We start from the raw sequence: 16,854 nt of genomic DNA, 5'->3' as shown, positions 1-16,854 counted from the left end.
CTTGTTGATTCCTTAACAGGCTACTAGCATATCGGTACGGTTCAAGACTCGTAAATCCTCTTCATCCAACTCTGCAGGAATGCCATTGCGAATCAGCTCCACAAAATCCTCATTGGGAACCATGATGCATAGGGCATAAAGGCGACCTGGCCCAGCATTTTCCAGAGCATGGATGCCGTCAGCGGGTACCAGAATGCTATCGCCAGGCTTGAGGATCATGGTCTTGCCGTCACAAACCGCTCGACCAGTCCCTTTGAGAATAAAAAACATCTCAATGGCCATGCAGTGGCGATGGGCCGGCGTGCGGCCACCCTCTTCAAAAATTTCTACACAGTAGGTGAGCGAGGTGTTAGCTGTTTCAGGATCGAAGACAATGGCCAAGCGGTTGCGGTCTTCAGGACTAATTTGAAAGACCTGTAAGTCACGGGGGGACTTTACAACAGGAATCATGCAGCGTGTAGTGTCATCCATAGCCAATGCGGTCTCCTATAGCTTAGGCGGAACAAACGGGGATCAATCAGCCGAGGTACTTCCAGTTTGCACGGCTCAAACCGGTCTTGACTCATTTCCACTGAAATGTTTCCGTTTGTCATCCTGGGCTGAAGATCAGCGCACTGTCTGTAGCTAGCGTCACAACCGCTGCCCCCACCCAATCCAGCTCGCATTGACGATGCTTTCTGAGGTTGTTACAACATGTTATGGCACCTAGGCAGGAGTTCTAGCGTCTTGGCCCAATACCAGCTTCTTTGAGTACACTCAAGGGGCACAGTCTCACACACCGCGTTACCCAGGAGCGATCGCACCCATGAACCGTCACTCTTTGCTGATTCCCCTCACTGTTGCGGCCACGGTCGTTGGTCTGAGTACGCCAGCCCGTGCCGAGGATCTTGTACATCTACAGCAGTTGATGAACACCCGCGAATGTTCGGGATGTGACCTCTTCAATGCTGGACTTGTGAATAGCAATCTGAGCGGGGTTGACCTATCTGGAGCCGATCTGCGAGACGCTAACCTCAACCGAGCCAATTTGCGGGGAGCAAATTTACAAGGGGCAAATCTCCGGGGCGCGGTGTTGAGCTATGCGGATCTCACGGATACCGATCTACGCGGTGCAGATCTTACGGGAGCCGATCTGCGAGAAGCCTATTTTACTAACTCCAACATGACCGGCGCTATTCTCACCAACGCCTTCTTGGTCGGCGCAGTTAACTTACCTGAAAGTGTCATCACCGCCGACATGCTCTACAGTTGGGGACTCACTGAAACTCAGCGAGGTAACTATAGCGGATCCATTGACTACTATAACCGCGTCTTAGCCATGGATCCGGACTATACCAATGCCATCTTGGCACGGGGCATCTCCCGCTATCGTCTTGCAGATATGGAAGGAGCCCTGACAGATGCAGCCACGGCTGAACAGATGTATGTGGCGGAGAATAACGTAGCGGGGCAAGAATCAGCCCTCCAACTGAGTACGATGGTGGCACTGTATGAGCAAGCATCCGAGCGAGAATATGATGCAGGACAGCCAAACTTCCTGAACTTCGTTAGCTCGTTGTCCACTATGGTTCTAAGATTCTTACTTCGCTAGAACAAGATAACTCACCTTGTCTACAGATCATCTAGGCCAAGGGTGGGCTAAGGTGTGACCGGTCAGCGATCGCTTCCTTGATGGTGCATTCTTGACTGTGAGTCACGGCAACAAGACGGCAAGTTCTGGGCGATCGTTCGAACCCAACGAGTCATACCAGCCTGCTTGCCCATCCATGGGCCGATCCACAGGTTCCCCATTCACCGCCAACGCTAGGGACGCGATCCAACATTTGATCCAAGATGGGCAAACCCCATGATTGCGATCGCCAGCGGTATCAAACGGTACCGAATTGAACCGTCAAAATTGGGTATGGTCAGCCTCTAAGAGCAGATCTCACGGACTAGTATGCGGTTGGAGCAATTGCAGGCGTTTTTGGCGGTCGCAGATACGGCTAGCTTTCAACAAGCGGCACGGCGCTGCAATATCACTCAGTCTACGGTCAGCCGCCAGATTCAGAGCTTAGAAGCTGAACTGGGCGCACCCCTCTTCCATCGCGGCAACACCGCCACCTTGACCACCATTGGCGAACGCTTCTTACCCCGGGCCCAGCGCATTTGCCGAGAATGGCAAACAGCAGTCGAGGATATTGGCGAACTTTTGCAGGGCAAACAGCCAGAGCTATGCATTGCCGCCATCCATTCCGTCTGCGCCCGCTACCTACCGCCGGTGCTGCAAACCTTTTGCCGCGACTATCCTGGCGTGCAGTTGCGGGTCACCTCCCTGGGCAGCGATCGCGCCCTGAAGGTTCTTAAAGACGGCTTAGTAGATCTAGCGATCGTGATGAATAACCGCTTCCTCACCAGCAGCGCCGAGCTGGTCGTGGATTTGCTCTACACCGAACCCGTATGCGTTCTGATGTCGGCCCAGCATCCCCTCACCCGCTACCAACAGGTACCCTGGGCCGACCTCGCCCAGTTTCCCCATGTGGTCTTTAAAGATGGCTATGGGATGCAGCGCTTGGTGCAAGAACAGTTTCAGCGCCAGGATATGACCCTCAAAGTCGCCATGGAGCTGAATACCCTCGATGCTTTTCGTGGCATCGTCCGTCAGGGCGAACTGGTGGCGCTGCTGCCCGCCTCCGCTTTAGCTGATGTTCATCAGGATGAAACCCTTGCTATTCGCGACACCGATACACCCACCTTGCATCGAGAGGTGGTGCTCGTGACCACCAGCGATCGCCTCCAGATTCCCCCGATCGCCCACTTCCGCGACCTAGCCCATCAACTCCTAGGCAGCCAACTTGGCATACAATCGCTCCTCAAAATCCGCTAAACTGCTAAATCTTGGCCCTCAGCCACCTGCTGTCTATGCTACCGAGGCCCCTACTATGAGCCATGTCTTTCGGGAACTATTGCAAAAGGTGGGAAGTGGAACCCATACCCACAAAGACCTGACTCGGGCAGAGTCGGCCGCTGCTACACGGATGATCTTGCAGCAGGAGGCCACCCCTGCCCAAATCGGCGCATTCATGATCGCCCATCGCATCAAGCGCCCCAACGGGGACGAGCTAGCCGGCATCCTGGATGCCTATGATGACCTTGGCCCAAAACTGCAGCCGATCAACAGCGATCGCCCCGTGACGATTCTCAGCAATCCCTACGACGGGCGATCGCGCACCGCTCCCATCAGTCCCCTAACGGCATTGATTTTGGCCGCAGCCGATTGTCCTGTGGTCATGCATGGGGGCGATCGCATGCCCACCAAGTACGGCGTTCCCCTGGTCGAACTATGGCAAGGGCTAGGCGTCGATTGGCAACGCCTGAGTCTAGAGCAAAGCCAGCAAAGCCTAGAAACCATCGGCATCGGCTTCGTCTATCTACCCAACCATTTCCCCCTGGCCCAGCAGATCGTCCCCTACCGCGACCAAATTGGTAAACGCCCCCCCTTCGCCACCGCCGAACTGTTCTGGGCACCCTACGCCGGCTCCGCCCAGATTGCCGTCGGCTATGTTCATCCCCCCACCGAAGGCATGGCCCAACAGACCTTTGCCCTGCGAGGCACCCCACGATTTTTGACCGTCAAGGGGCTGGAAGGAAGCTGCGATCTCCCCCGCGATCGCACGGGCATTGTTGGCGTCCATCACAGTGCAGAAGAACCCATCGAACGCCTGCTGCTCCACCCCCGCGACTATGGCCTAGACGGCACCGACGTTCCCCTTCCGCCCTTCAGCGACCTGATCGCCAGCTACCAACGTGTTTTGGCAGGAGAACCCAGTGAGATGATGCGATCGGTGGTGTGGAATGGCGGATTTTATCTATGGCAGGCGGGAGCCTGTAGCGATTTGAGCGCAGGTCTGGATCTGGCAACAACATTGTTGAGCGAAGGAACTGTGGCGGATACCCTGACGCGATTGACAACTCACGTTCAAGATATGACCCAAGCACCAATTTAAATATTCATTTTGAATATGTCTGCATGATGAGTATCAAATCAGTCGGAGTTTCGACTTTGGTTGGAATTCGTTATATTAACGTATGGTAAATCAGTCATAGGCTTAATGATTCATATCCCAGATTTACTTGTGTCTCTTATAAGATCCATCATCAATCGAGAAAAACTTAATTTCGCGGTGAACAGGGCTACGTCCAAATTCTAACCTATAAGCAAGGTAAGGGAAACCAAACCAGTCACCAACTTCTACAACATTATCAATTTTACTCATAAGTGTGCTAGGAGGCATTGGCAAATGTCCGCGAGGAGCGGTGCCTGTAAAATCTACTTGATCATAGTCTATCCATGTGTTATCCACCCTCCAACCTACTATTTTTCCAAAATTAGAGAAAACTTGACCACCTGGATACTCCGCGCTGAGCTTTGCTCCACAACTAACATAAAGCTGTTTTTGGACACTAAAGCCGAATTTTCCTTGACTATACTGTTCCCATAAACTATCAATAGTCTGTAGATCAGTAAACGGAAAACTCAATAGTTCTTCTGGCGTGAAAACGTCACCTAGCTTCTTACCAACAGCCAGAAGCATTAATTCAGAGGTTTCCTGGTTTGCAGCTTGCCAATTACATGCTTGGAGAAAACTGCGCAGGCGAGAATAGTCTAGTCCTTTCTCTGAGGGTAAATTACAAGCCTCAATGCGATGTAGGAGTCTTGGATGACACCAAATTCCTAGAGCAAAACCATCAACCCATACTCTGCTTCCTGGATTTCCTCCAGGAAGGTGGCCTGGAAGAGCAGACATATCATATACAACATCACTTGATGTGATCCAATGCCCATCTACTCTCCAGCCAACTTGCTTACAAAACTCACTCCAAACTTCATTATCTGTACATTTTTCATCAAGCTTCGCACGACAGCTAGCATAGATTTGCTGCTGCACACTAAGGCCAAATCGCCCTTTGCTATATTTTGTCCATAATTTATCTATAGTTAGTAGGTCAGTACAGGGAAAGCTATCACAATCCTTTTCGGAAAACCACTCGTTTGTCCCTTTGCCAACTGCCTGAATCATCAATTTATACGTTTCCATGTCAGCGGTTTTCCAGTTACCTGATTTAAGCAAATCGCGTAGACGGGTATAGTCAATACCTCTTTCACTGCTAAGGTCATCATCGTTAGACAGAGTTAGAGAACCTGAGGACATGGGTGGCACAAGCTTGCATAGCCCATCAAAAAACTTATCTGGCGGCAGTTCTCCATTAGTCACATCCACGGTCTGTAAAGCCGAAACACTTAGCCAGCGGTTACCTTCTAGCAACAACGGGAAGATTCGCTTTTTCAACTCTAAAGCATAAGTTACCTCGGACTGCACCCAGCTAGACGCATAAGAGCGAGGTGTCATTACCACCAGAAATGCCTGACAGGCTTCAACTTTTTCCTGAAGTACATGCGTCCATATTGTGCCATCATCAGTATGCTCATCGAGCCATACGGGCAGTTCATATTGTTGAAGAGCCTGTACTAGCCTTTTAATGTAGGCGACATCTTCACGACTATAGCTAATAAAAATAAAGCTCATCCCCATATCACCTTAATCTTGTCTTTAGGTCTAGTGCTCAGGGTGGTCATTGGTCTTATGGCTCTAACGTGATAACAACTCTGGCCTCAGTAATCCTTGTAAATCTAGGTGTTTGAGATCTACTTTTGAAGAAGCCAGATCGATATCTAGACCTACAACTGCTCCTTCAGCATCAAAGTCAACGACCACATCTGGCGCAATTTCAGTGGATTCTGTGCTGGGATTGTTATTCAAGCGAATGGAAAGCGTATCTGTATCGGGAAAATACTGAATTTTCATGGTTCTAAGCCTTGTTGAAGTCGAGAGCGAAAATTTCGGTCAAAGTAGGCATTATGAATGGTTTCTCCATCCTCTAGGGTAATCACTCTCAGGACGCGATCGCCATAGTCTGGAATCACAGCCCAATGACTAATGCGACCATTGCTTTGAACCTGGGTCTTGAGCGTGTTTTCCAAGACTTGTTGACACCATTCTCGCCGGATTTCTGGCCGGTCGAGGAGCTTTTGTTCAAAATAAGCCGTTGTCTTCAATCCTGCACCCCAGCAATATTGGCTAATGCATGGGCATACTGCTCCAAATTACCCCGAAGCTTTTCTAGGTCACCCCGTAGCGTTGACTCCATGTCCCACGCTTTCTCATGCACCTGTACACTGATACCCTCCGCTCGCTTCACTTCCCAGTCTTGCAATAGCGGATGCCACTTGGACAAAAAGGGCCGCAGACCATTATTGAGGACAGCGATCGCGATTCCGCCCACCGAATCGCGAGAAGCCCCCACCTTAGGCCCTGCCTTGCGCAAAATGTCGCGGGTAGAACCAAACAAGCTATAGAGCGAGTTCATCGCCTCCCGGAGCGTGCCAAGATCTGAATCCATAGACTGAACAGCAACCCGCGTTACTAGCTCAATGTAAAGTTCCCATGCGGCATGGCGCTCCGTAGGATCAGCTTCCCAGGAGGCAGAACCAATGCCAAAGGGCAGGCTAACGGTCACCTGTTTGAGGACAGCAGGATCGATTTTAGGCATATGAGTGAACCAAGGCAGGACATCACTCAATTATAAAGCGATCGAACGGGGCAACTTCGGTTGTCCCCATTGCCGCTACAGGTATAGGTTTCAGATCATATCCCTAACGCCGTAGCCATGCTTGCAGATCCCGCCATAGGGGTAACGGCATCGAGAGCGATCGCTTCAGGACGCCATAGCGAGGGCTGAACAGCAGCGTCAGGAAAAATAACCCAGAAATCACCAGCACGATCGCTGGCCCAGAGGGAATATTGTAGTAATAGCTAAGATATAGGCCTGCCACACTCGCCACCATCCCCAACAAAGCACCGAGCAGCATGACTTGATGCAAGCGCGGGACTAAGAGATAAGCGATCGCCCCCGGTGTAATTAGCATCGCCAATACCAGCACCACCCCTACAGATTTCATACTGGCAACTACGGTTAGGGCAATCAGGATCATCTGCCCGAAGTTGAGGAGATTGACAGGTAAGCCAGCGGCTTGGGCCCCTAGAGGATCGAAGCTGTAAAATAATAATTCTTTGTAAAGTAAAACAACCGTCACGAGAACCACAACAGCAATAATAGCCGTGTCCCGCACTTCTCCAGAACTAACGCCGAGAATATTGCCAAACAGGAAATGATTTAGATCAATTTTGTTATCTCGCTGGATGACGGTAATCAGGGTGATACCCAGGGCAAAAAAGGACGAGAGGACAATCCCCATAGCCGCATCTTCCTTGATGGGCGATCGCGTCTGAATCCAGGCAATGATCACGGTGCTCAGGACACCGGCGATGAATGCACCAATATACAGATTCATACCTAGGGCGAAGGCGATCGCCAACCCTGGCAGCAAAGAATGGCTAATGGCATCACCCAGCATGGCCAGCCGCCGCACCATGAGATAACTACCCACCACTGCACAGATAATGCCGACCAACACCGCCACAACTAGCGATCGCTGCATGAAGCCATACTGCAACGGTTCCCAAAGCAACTCCAGCATCACTAGGCAGCCTGGGATTCAAAAAAGCGCACGTGGCCGCCGTAGGCACGGGTCATATGCTGAGGCTGCAAGACCGAGCGGCGATCGCCCGCCGCAATCAGTTCCCGATTCAGTAAAATCAGATGATCGAAGTGGGTAATCGATTCCCCGAGATCGTGGTTGACAACCATCACGGTCTTACCTTGGCTGGCGAGTTCTCGGAAAATGCTGAATAAGATCTGCTCCGTGGTTTGATCCACACCTACAAACGGTTCATCAAAGCAAAAAATATCTGCATCCTGAGCTAAGGAACGAGCTAAGAACACCCGCTGCTGCTGCCCGCCAGACAAATCACCAATGCGGCGATCGCCATACTCTGCCATGCCAACCCGTTCCAGTGCATTGGCCGCCAGGCGACGGCTCACTCCAGAAAAAGGCCGCAGAAATCCGGTTTTGCGTACCCGTCCCATCATCACCACATCCCACACCGTGGCGGGGAATGTCCAGTCAATCTGCGATCGCTGGGGCACATAGGCGACGCGCTGCCGTTGCTCAGTTAGGGGGCGATCGCCATAGGTAACAGTGCCGGTGGCTGCGGGAATCAGCCCTAGCATGGCCTTCACCAGCGTACTTTTGCCCGCACCATTGGGGCCAAAAATGCCCACCAGTTGCCCCGCCGCAATCGTCACCGTTAGGTTGCGCAAGGCCTGCACATCTTGATACATCACGCTCAGATGCTGCACCTCAATACTCTGAGCATGGGCCCTTAGGGCAACGGATGGGGATGAGTTGGGCTGAACCATGGACGAACTCCATCTAAGCTTGACAAATCAAATATGAAACGATTATGAAAACATTGTATCGTGAAAAAATGAAAGCAATATGAAAAAACATAACGACATGGGGAGAGTAACAACTCAGGGAGCCAGGGCGACATGGGGAGCGATCGCCCTGATTGGCTCGTTACTTGCGGGCTGTGGCTCAGCGCCGGTGGGAGAAGGAGAGAGCGATCGCCCTAGGGTCGTCACTACCACCACCGTGATTGCTCACTGGACGCAGGAGCTGGGCGGTGACGCCATTGAGCTGGTGCCGTTGATGGATCCGGGAGTCGATCCTCATATTTATGAACCGGTACCGGCAGATACGGTGGCCATCGAGTCGGCGGATCTGATTTTCTACAACGGCTATGACCTGGAGCCAGGGCTGATTCGCATCATCGAAGCGACGGGGATTGATGCCACCGTGGTGCCGGTAGCGGAATCGGTGTCGCCCTTGGATATGGAGCAGGAGGGTCAACGTGTACCCGATCCCCATGTGTGGGGCGATGTCAGCCATGCGGTGACCATGGTGGAAACAATGCGCGATCAGCTGATCGCCCTGCTGCCCGAAGAACGCGATCGCATTCAGCAAAATGCCACGGATTACATCACCCAACTACGATCGCTGGATGCCTGGGTGACCGAGCAGGTGGCCACCATTCCCGCCCATCAACGGCAACTGGTCACCACCCATGATGCCTTTCAGTACTACGCCCGCGCCTATGGGCTGGAGGTACCCGGCACCCTGATCGGCATTAGCACCGAAGAACAGCCCAGCGCCCAAACCGTGCAGCGCCTCGTAGACACCATTCGTACCCTCAATGTCCCGGCTATCTTTGCCGAAACCACCCTCAATCCCCAACTGATTACCACCGTTGCCCAAGAGGCCGGCGTGCCCTTAGCCGACCAAGAACTCTATTCCGACTCCCTCGGCGCACAGGGCAGCCGTGGCGACACCTATATCACCATGATCGAGGCCAATACCGAAGCGATCGTGGTGAATCTAGGGGGACAGTTCACGCCCTTTTCACCCTAGGGAGCGATCGCCCCTGCTTGTTTGAAGCCGTTTGAAGCTGGTTAATTAAATCGGTGATCAAGTATCTATGGCTGCTGGAGCCTATGGGCTTCGACAAGCTCAGCCTGAACGGTATCTATCACCGGAACGGTATCTATCAAACGGTTTTTATCGTTTGTCCATGCGGCCGCACAACCCACGATTTTCACCAACTGACTCCCACAGATCCTGATCTGGGGGCAATTCTCCCGAAGCCAGCGCCCAGAACGTAGGATAGAAACGTAGTGTTTGACACAATTTGGCGTGAACTATCCTCCCAACTCTGATCCTAGCTGTCGTCCTCACCTCATCTCTCCCTCCGTAGATGGGGTGAAGTGTGCCGATGATGCAGCTCTCGAAATCGTAGACGAGGCGGTCATGAGTCTGTGGCAGGTAGTGAACAACCTAACGCGCATCCGTCCACACAAGCGCGATCGCTACCGGGTGGCCATCTTTGGTTCAGCCCGCATGGCGTCCCACGATCCGATCTATCAAGGCGTTCAATATTTGGCAGGGGAGCTCACCCGCTGGGGCTGTGATATTGTCACCGGCGGCGGGCCAGGGTTGATGCAGGCAGCCAATGAGGGCAGTGTGTTGGCAGATCCCGATAACCTCACCCAATCGATCGGGATTCGGGTTGATCTGTCCTTTGAACAATCCACCAATCCCTTTGTCGAACATGTGTATAACCATCAAACCTTTTTCTCGCGCCTGCATCATTTTGCGCTGATTTCCGATGCCTTTGTGGTGGTACCCGGCGGCATTGGCACCACCCTGGAAGCTCTGATGATTTGGCAACTGCTGCAGGTGGACAAGCTAGACGGTACGCCGCTGATCTTTATCGGCGAGATGTGGACAGATTTAATCCGCTGGGTGGACAAGCATATGGTGCAGGGCACCACGCCGTTTATTGCCCCCACCGATCTGCAAATCCCCCACTGTGTCGATAGTTTCGATGAAGCGATCGCTCTTTTAAAACAGTCCCACCAGCAATGGCAAGAGCAGGCCCAGCAACGCTGTGACTAGCTAACGCTCAGGTAGCCAAGATGTGACAGTTCGTTGCCGAATCCCCCGTGGCTCTAAGCTTTATTCAATAATTAAGGTATAGCACTAAGGGAGGAAGCACGATGCGTCCTAGTTCACTCCCGAATCGTCCCCATTTCATGGGATTGTTGGTTAGTCTAGTCATCGCGGTGCTGCTCTGGCTCTGGATTTTTGCTATGGCAGCCGTCTAAGAGAGATCTCTAGACATCCCGGTTTTCTGTCTCTGTGCGATCGCCCACTGCATCTTTATGGAATGTCCTCAATGAAAAAAGTCTTTGTTCTCGACACCAATGTATTGCTCCATGATCCAAGTGCGATGCTGAGGTTTGAGGATAATGACGTGGTCTTACCGATCACCATCATTGAAGAGCTGGATCGCTTCAAGAAACAGCCAGAAATGACCGGGCGCAATGCCCGCCAAGTGTCTCGTAACCTCGACGCCCTGCGCCAGCAAGGCCATTTAACGGACGGCATTCCCCTAGAGAATGGCGGCCATTTGCGTGTGGCCCTATGCCATCGAGAAACCTTGGAGGCCCTACCGCCCGAGTTGGAAGGCGATCAGGCGGATAATGCCATCTTAGCCGTGGCCCTAGAACTTAAGCGCCAATGTGATTGCCCCGTCATTCTGGTGAGTAAAGATACCAATCTACGCATTAAGGCCGATGCCCTAGATCTGCGATCGGAAGACTACGAAACCGATAAGGTAGACGTTGACGATCTCTACACCGGCATGGTGGATGTGATGGTGTCTGCTGAGGTGATCGACCAACTCTATCGCGAAGGAGCGATCGCCCTTGATGCCAAGCTATTGCCCAACCAAGCCATTACCTTAGTCGATGAAACCAATCCCTCCCACACGGCCCTGGGTCTCGTCGATGGGTTGACCGGTCAGATTACTCCCCTGCCCAAATTTCCCTACACGGGCATTTCGCGCATCCAGGCCCGCAACCGCGAACAAAAGTTTGCCTTCGAGCTACTGCTGCGAGATTCGGTTCCCTTGGTGACCCTAGTGGGCAAAGCTGGCACCGGCAAAACCCTCTTGGCGATCGCTGCCGGTCTACATAAAGTGGCCGATGAACGCCTCTACAGCCGCCTCTTGATTTCCCGCCCCATCGTCCCCATGGGTAAAGACTTGGGCTATCTACCGGGCGATGTCAACGAAAAACTCACCCCTTGGATGCGTCCCCTCTACGATAATTTTGACCTGATTTTTGGCAACCCCAGCTCCGTGGATAAACCCGGCCATTGGCGGCATGGCTATGAAGAACTCAGCGATCGCGGCCTCTTGCAAATTGAAGCCCTAGCCTACATTCGCGGACGCAGCATCCCCCAGCAATACTTCATCATCGACGAAGCCCAGAACCTCACGCCCCACGAAGTGAAAACCATCCTGACGCGGGCAGGTGAGGGCACCAAAATTGTGCTCACCGGCGACATTGACCAGATCGACAATCCCTACGTAGACGCGGCGAGTAACGGTCTAACCTATGTGGTAGAACGGTTCAAAAATAATCCCCTAGCCGGCCACATTACCCTGTATAAAGGCGAGCGATCGAAGCTAGCCGAAGAAGCCTCGATTTTGCTTTAGGATAAAGCCCTGCGATCGCTCAGCAAACATCCATCTACGGTAGTGTGCTGTTAGGCGCAGCCGTAACGCACCGTCTCGTAAAGCATTGGTGTGGGGAGATCCGAGCTAGTGCCCCCATGGTAGTGTGCTGTTAGGCGCAGCCGTAACGCACCGTTTCATGAAGCTTGGATGCATGACGCGATCGCTTACGCATCCTACTGATACTTGCAGAACATTGATGCGTTATGGTGCCGCTCATCCTACCCATCCACAGAGGTTCCTCCCCATCACGTCGTCGTGTCCTCGTTACTGCCCCTTCACCGAGCCCCCCATGCTGCTGCTTCAGTTTAGCACCTCCCACTATTGCCGCAAAGCCCGGCTGGCCCTAGGTTATAAACAGATCGACTACCGCGTAGAAAATCTCACCCCCGGCATTCACGCCCTGCGGCTGAAACCGCTCACGGGGCTGACTACCGTACCTACCCTAATTCCCTCCGAGGGAGCGATCGCCCTTGGTGATTCCACCCAAATCCTGCACTTTCTAGACCAGCATCAGCCCGCCCCTAGCCTATCCCTAGAAGATCCCACCCAAGCCGCCGACATTTGGCTCCTGGAAGACTGGCTCGACGAAAGCATCGGCACCGCCACCCGCTTTGTGTACTACGACTATCGCGCCGGAGAAGGCAAGGCCATCGATCCCTCCTGGATGAGCCAAGCCGTGATCCGCATCGTGCGATCGCAATATGGCATGACTCCCGCCAAAGTAGCCCAGGCCCGCCTGCGGTTAGATACAGGGCTGGAGATCCTGCACCACCGCTGGCAGACTCCTTTCCTCGTGGGCGATCGCCTCACTGCTGCCGATATTGCCGCCGCCGCCCTCCTCAGCCCCCTAGCCTTGATTCCCACCTATCGCCAAGCCCACGGCTGGCTATTTGACCGGATCACCGAGATCCATCACCAATGCCAAGAACCCCTGCCGCCAGGATTAACGTGACGCTTAGTACGAGTTGGCGACAAACGGGTTAAGGTAGGGAATGATCGTGGCATGAGAGAGAAAATTGACCATGAACGCTGGGCGATCGCTTGGGATTGGATTGCTAACAACGGTTTTGATCGGAGGTGGATGGCTGCCAGGAGTAGCCTTGCCGCCCCCGGAGGACATGCCTGAGGAAATTCTGCAAACGGAAATTATTACCGACGCGCGATCGCCCTTAGATGGCGAACCGTTGACCGTGGCAGAGTATGAAGAACTAATTGCCGAACTGCAAGAGGGGCCAGACATTCGCCCGCGCCTATCCCCCGAAGTAGAATACACCATCTATCTCCTCCATCTGCGGCGCGCCATCCGCAGTGTGTTTCCCTTTTTACTCCAATAGTGCCGGTACCGAATGAAGCCCATTCGCCTTTCTAAGCACGCCCATGGTTACACGCTCAGGCGTGGATTTTCGATTGATGAAGTGCAGGAAGCAATCCGCAACAGTGCTTGGAAATCCCTTGGCGTCAATCAATTTCAGTGCCAATACAGCGTGCCCTTTCAGCAAGAATGGAACGGCAAACTCTATAGCACCAAGCAAATCAAGCCCATTTTTGTGGAGCGATCGGCCGAAATCATCGTGATCACGGTCTACACTCAATATCTGTAGCTAGAACGCGATCGCCCATGGATAACCTGCCTCCCTTAACCACCGAGACCTTCTGGGCCATTCTCAACGACGACCTCGATGACGACACCGTCCATCGCTTAGTCTGGCACTACCTCGGCTATCGGCAGACCGAGGATGGCTGGGATCTCAGCCAAGTGTCGCCCGACTGGCAAGAACGCTACCCCACCCCCCCCGCCTTCATCGAAAGCCGTCCTGCCACCGTGCAGCTCACCCGCTCCATTCCCAAGCCACATAAGCAACTGTTGAAAGAGCACCTCGGCTTCCAGGGCTATTCCATCAATGAACTCATCCCCCGCAAAACCCGTCGAGCTACCATGGTGAACTGGCTGCTGAGCTATGCCGCTGACCATGGACTGACGTGAGACGTGATCAGTAGCTGGAGTTGTAGGGTGAGCAATACCCTGGCACTATCCCCAACATTCACGCCTGCGATCCACCACCATCTCAAAAACGCACTAAAATCATAGGCAACGATGATTCGGGCTGACGTATGAACTGGTGGCAAAAACTCTCGAAGAATAACCTGGCTCGCTTCGGTGCAACGGTCTTGATCCTGTTCTACCTAACCGTAGGATTGGCAGAATTTGTAGCGCCCTACGATCCCTACGAGTCTCAGCTGGATGGATCGCTGCTGCCGCCCACCCAAATCTACTGGCGGAATGCATCCGGGCAGTTTATTGGCCCCCATGTTTATCCCACCACCCAAGGGCCCGTAAGCCTAGAAACTGGCAAACGGGAACTAATTGCCGACGATAGCCAACCGTCGCCGATCCGTTTGTTTGTACGCGGTGATGCCTATCAATTTCTAAGAGTCACCTTGCCCCTGCCGGTCAATCTAGGTTCTGGGGGCGATCGCATCTTTGAAGAAGTGACCCTGTTTCCAGGCATTCCGGGCGATCGCCATCTCTTTGGCACCGTGGGCGAAGGACGGCTGAACCTCCTAGGCACCGATGAACAAGCTCGGGATCAGTTAAGTCGGCTCATCCACGGCGGCCGTATTAGCCTCAGTATTGGCCTAATTGGGATTGCCATTTCCTTCCCGCTGGGGATGCTGGTCGGCGGCATTTCCGGCTATTTTGGCGGCATGGTCGATGCGACCCTCATGCGTCTAGTGGAGGTGTTGATGACCATTCCCACCATTTACCTCTTGGTGGCCCTGGCGGCGGTGCTGCCGGTGGGGCTCAGCAGTTCCCAGCGTTTCATGCTGATTATTTTGATTACCTCCTTCGTCAGTTGGTCAGGTCTGGCGCGGGTGATTCGTGGACAGGTCTTGTCCATTAAGGAACGAGAATTTGTGCAGGCGGCCCAGGCCATGGGAGCCAAACCGCTATACATCATCGTCCGCCACGTCTTGCCCCAGACCGCAACCTACGTGATCATTGCCGCCACGCTGTCCATTCCCAGCTTCATCATTGCCGAGGCGGTGCTCAGCCTCATTGGCCTGGGTATTCAACAGCCCGATCCTTCCTGGGGCAATATGCTCTCCCTAGCCACCAATGCATCGGTGCTGGTGCTGCAGCCTTGGCTGGTTTGGTCGCCTGCGGTGCTGATTGTGCTGACGGTGCTGTCGTTCAACCTGCTGGGCGATGGGCTGCGGGATGCCCTCGATCCTCGCAGCCTCCAGCGCCGCTAATGTAACGCTCCGTAGCCCAAAGGCGCGGGAATTTTCAACGTGTTTTGGTCAGAAATCTAGAGTATTGCTATCAGCCGTCTGAGCCGTTTCCGTCAGTTGCCTTGTCCGTTCTGGGGCTCCCAGTAAATCCTCAGGGTTTTCCGTATTGTCGGGGCGTAGCTCACGGGGAGCGATCGCCACTGGATCCCACTCTGCCAACACCTGCTGTAGCAACACATCCTGCTGCTGGCGAAAGCTATCGAGATCCCAGCCGCGATTAATCAAGGCAAACCACACCACGCCGCGCTGGGTGGGAAAGGCTCCAGCTAGGGCGCTCACTTGGTTGAGGGTACCGGTTTTCACAGCGGCCAGGGTGGGAAGATCGCGGGAGAGCAGGGTGCCTTCATCACGCCCCGCCACGGGAAAGAGATCAGAGACCGTCAGTTGAGTCTCCTGCATATCCCGCTGAATGGCGATCAGCATCGCCACCGACGCCCTTGGCGAGACCCGGTTTTCTTCCCCTAGACCCGATCCATTGATCAGCTGAATTTCTTCCCCCGGCACGCCAGCGATCGCCGCCGCCCGTTCCGCCACCACATCTGCACCGCCCAGCGCCTCCGCCATCACCTCCGACATGGTGTTGTTGCTGTAGATGTTCATGGCCTTAAGGATTTGCGACAGGGGCAGGGAGTCGCGCTGCAAAATCGGTACGGCCCGCGTGGGCATCTGCCAGGCTGCCGTCACCGAGCCAGCGATCGCCACCGTGGGTTTGGGCGTATTTTCAGGTAACCGCGCATATTGATCCGCCACCTCACCATCCCAGTCCTGAGAGTTCAAGGCCTGCACAAACAGCTCCCCCGCCACCAAAGGATCCGTTTCGTAGTTCATGACAAAATTGCCCACCACCACCACATCCCCGGCCACCTGGGTGATGCCTGCTTGATTCAGGGCATTACCCAAAACGATCGCCTCCTCCCACACGAAAAAGGGATCGCCGTCCCCCTGGATGATCAAATTGCCTTGGAGGACACCATTTTCAACTGGCCCCGTGGTAGCCAGAACCGTGGCAAACCGATGATCTGGGCCCCATTCGTCCAGGGCCACAAGGGTCGTGGCAATTTTGGTCAGAGACGCAGCCGACAGGGGAGTTGTCCCTTCATGATCCAGCACCACATCATCCCCCACCTGCAGCCAGATGCCTTGCTCTTCGCTGGCAAAGCCTAAATCATCAAGGGCTGCCAGATAGCGTTGAGCGATCGCATCGGTTTCGGGCGTCGGGCTGAGGACAATAGGCTTAAACGGCTGAATCCAGGTCATCTCCTCAATCCAACTGGATAGGTTTGAGGGGCGCAGGACTTGCACCTCTCCCCCTCCCATCCAAGCAAACAAAAAACCGACTAAAGCCAATTGGGCGTGGTGCATAATCCGCGTGTCATCAATGCGATAGAGCAAGAGTGGGAAAGCTGGTCAGCCTGCCACTTCGATTATGATGGTAGGGGACTTGTCATGGGAATGGGCGGTGAAACCGTGACCCTAC

19 protein-coding genes are annotated in these 16,854 nt (G+C 53.7%); 11 read left to right on the top strand and 8 right to left on the bottom strand.

Going from position 1 to position 16,854, the window contains the following annotated elements:
• Window positions 1-12 precede the first annotated feature (12 nt).
• Complete coding sequence (locus JUJ53_RS11520) at window positions 13-471, bottom strand: cupin domain-containing protein (RefSeq protein ID WP_204152154.1); 459 nt, start codon at window positions 469-471, stop codon at window positions 13-15.
• A 334-nt stretch (window positions 472-805) separates the two neighbouring features.
• On the opposite strand from JUJ53_RS11520, the gene JUJ53_RS11515 reads away from it, so the two are divergent.
• The 3 genes from JUJ53_RS11515 to JUJ53_RS11505 all read left to right on the top strand — a co-directional run bounded on the left by JUJ53_RS11515 (window position 806) and on the right by JUJ53_RS11505 (window position 3,986).
• Window positions 806-1,591 carry a pentapeptide repeat-containing protein gene (locus JUJ53_RS11515; RefSeq protein ID WP_204152153.1) on the top strand — a complete coding sequence of 262 codons (786 nt, stop codon included), beginning with the start codon at window positions 806-808 and terminating at the stop codon, window positions 1,589-1,591.
• 348 nt (window positions 1,592-1,939) lie between these two features.
• Window positions 1,940-2,866, top strand: a complete 927-nt coding sequence (locus JUJ53_RS11510) for a LysR family transcriptional regulator (RefSeq protein WP_204152152.1) — start codon at window positions 1,940-1,942, stop codon at window positions 2,864-2,866.
• 55 nt (window positions 2,867-2,921) lie between these two features.
• Entirely contained in the window at window positions 2,922-3,986 is a 1,065-nt protein-coding gene (locus JUJ53_RS11505; protein WP_204152151.1) for an anthranilate phosphoribosyltransferase family protein, read from the top strand.
• Window positions 3,987-4,109: 123 nt separating this feature from the next.
• Here JUJ53_RS11505 and JUJ53_RS11500 read toward each other — a convergent pair whose 3' ends face one another.
• The 6 genes from JUJ53_RS11500 to JUJ53_RS11475 all read right to left on the bottom strand — a co-directional run bounded on the left by JUJ53_RS11500 (window position 4,110) and on the right by JUJ53_RS11475 (window position 8,361).
• Complete coding sequence (locus JUJ53_RS11500) at window positions 4,110-5,567, bottom strand: GUN4 domain-containing protein (RefSeq protein WP_204152150.1); 1,458 nt, start codon at window positions 5,565-5,567, stop codon at window positions 4,110-4,112.
• A 63-nt stretch (window positions 5,568-5,630) separates the two neighbouring features.
• A complete protein-coding gene (locus tag JUJ53_RS11495) occupies window positions 5,631-5,846 on the bottom strand; it encodes a DUF2283 domain-containing protein (RefSeq protein WP_204152149.1) in 216 nt (71 codons plus the stop codon).
• Window positions 5,843-6,097, bottom strand: a complete 255-nt coding sequence (locus tag JUJ53_RS11490) for a hypothetical protein (RefSeq protein ID WP_204152148.1) — start codon at window positions 6,095-6,097, stop codon at window positions 5,843-5,845. Before JUJ53_RS11490 ends, JUJ53_RS11495 begins: the two co-directional genes overlap by 4 nt.
• Window positions 6,094-6,591, bottom strand: a complete 498-nt coding sequence (locus tag JUJ53_RS11485) for a hypothetical protein (protein ID WP_204152147.1) — start codon at window positions 6,589-6,591, stop codon at window positions 6,094-6,096. Before JUJ53_RS11485 ends, JUJ53_RS11490 begins: the two co-directional genes overlap by 4 nt.
• A gap of 103 nt (window positions 6,592-6,694) precedes the next feature.
• A complete protein-coding gene (locus JUJ53_RS11480; protein ID WP_204152146.1) occupies window positions 6,695-7,579 on the bottom strand; it encodes a metal ABC transporter permease in 885 nt (294 codons plus the stop codon).
• 2 nt (window positions 7,580-7,581) lie between these two features.
• Window positions 7,582-8,361 (bottom strand): metal ABC transporter ATP-binding protein, encoded by a 780-nt coding sequence (locus tag JUJ53_RS11475; protein ID WP_204152145.1) that lies wholly within the window; start codon window positions 8,359-8,361, stop codon window positions 7,582-7,584.
• 79 nt (window positions 8,362-8,440) lie between these two features.
• Between JUJ53_RS11475 and JUJ53_RS11470 the strand changes: the two genes are divergently transcribed.
• The 8 genes from JUJ53_RS11470 to JUJ53_RS11435 all read left to right on the top strand — a co-directional run bounded on the left by JUJ53_RS11470 (window position 8,441) and on the right by JUJ53_RS11435 (window position 15,338).
• The gene (locus tag JUJ53_RS11470) at window positions 8,441-9,412 is read left to right on the top strand and encodes a zinc ABC transporter substrate-binding protein (protein ID WP_239124985.1); all 972 of its coding nucleotides are present in this window, start codon (window positions 8,441-8,443) and stop codon (window positions 9,410-9,412) included.
• A 348-nt stretch (window positions 9,413-9,760) separates the two neighbouring features.
• Window positions 9,761-10,456: an LOG family protein gene (locus JUJ53_RS11465; protein WP_343327940.1), complete on the top strand. Its 696-nt coding sequence runs from the start codon at window positions 9,761-9,763 to the stop codon at window positions 10,454-10,456.
• 280 nt (window positions 10,457-10,736) lie between these two features.
• On the top strand, window positions 10,737-12,062 hold the full coding sequence (locus JUJ53_RS11460; protein ID WP_204152144.1) for a PhoH family protein: 1,326 nt from the start codon (window positions 10,737-10,739) through the stop codon (window positions 12,060-12,062).
• Between the two features lie 310 nt (window positions 12,063-12,372).
• Window positions 12,373-13,035, top strand: coding sequence for a glutathione S-transferase family protein (locus JUJ53_RS11455; protein ID WP_204152143.1), 663 nt, complete (start codon window positions 12,373-12,375; stop codon window positions 13,033-13,035).
• A gap of 70 nt (window positions 13,036-13,105) precedes the next feature.
• Window positions 13,106-13,417 (top strand): hypothetical protein, encoded by a 312-nt coding sequence (locus JUJ53_RS11450; protein ID WP_239124994.1) that lies wholly within the window; start codon window positions 13,106-13,108, stop codon window positions 13,415-13,417.
• A gap of 12 nt (window positions 13,418-13,429) precedes the next feature.
• On the top strand, window positions 13,430-13,684 hold the full coding sequence (locus tag JUJ53_RS11445; RefSeq protein WP_204152142.1) for a hypothetical protein: 255 nt from the start codon (window positions 13,430-13,432) through the stop codon (window positions 13,682-13,684).
• A gap of 17 nt (window positions 13,685-13,701) precedes the next feature.
• Entirely contained in the window at window positions 13,702-14,067 is a 366-nt protein-coding gene (locus JUJ53_RS11440; RefSeq protein WP_204152141.1) for a DUF1823 family protein, read from the top strand.
• Between the two features lie 128 nt (window positions 14,068-14,195).
• Window positions 14,196-15,338: an ABC transporter permease gene (locus JUJ53_RS11435; protein ID WP_204152140.1), complete on the top strand. Its 1,143-nt coding sequence runs from the start codon at window positions 14,196-14,198 to the stop codon at window positions 15,336-15,338.
• 48 nt (window positions 15,339-15,386) lie between these two features.
• On the opposite strand, the gene JUJ53_RS11430 is transcribed toward JUJ53_RS11435, so the two are convergent.
• Window positions 15,387-16,769, bottom strand: coding sequence for a D-alanyl-D-alanine carboxypeptidase (locus JUJ53_RS11430; RefSeq protein ID WP_204152139.1), 1,383 nt, complete (start codon window positions 16,767-16,769; stop codon window positions 15,387-15,389).
• Window positions 16,770-16,854: the final 85 nt, after the last annotated feature.

Origin of the sequence: Leptolyngbya sp. CCY15150, from assembly GCF_016888135.1 — a bacterium.
Classification (GTDB): Bacteria; Cyanobacteriota; Cyanobacteriia; order RECH01; family RECH01; genus RECH01.
The sequence above is the reverse complement of the archived record's forward strand: the minus strand, read 5'-3'. Positions and strand labels throughout refer to the sequence as shown.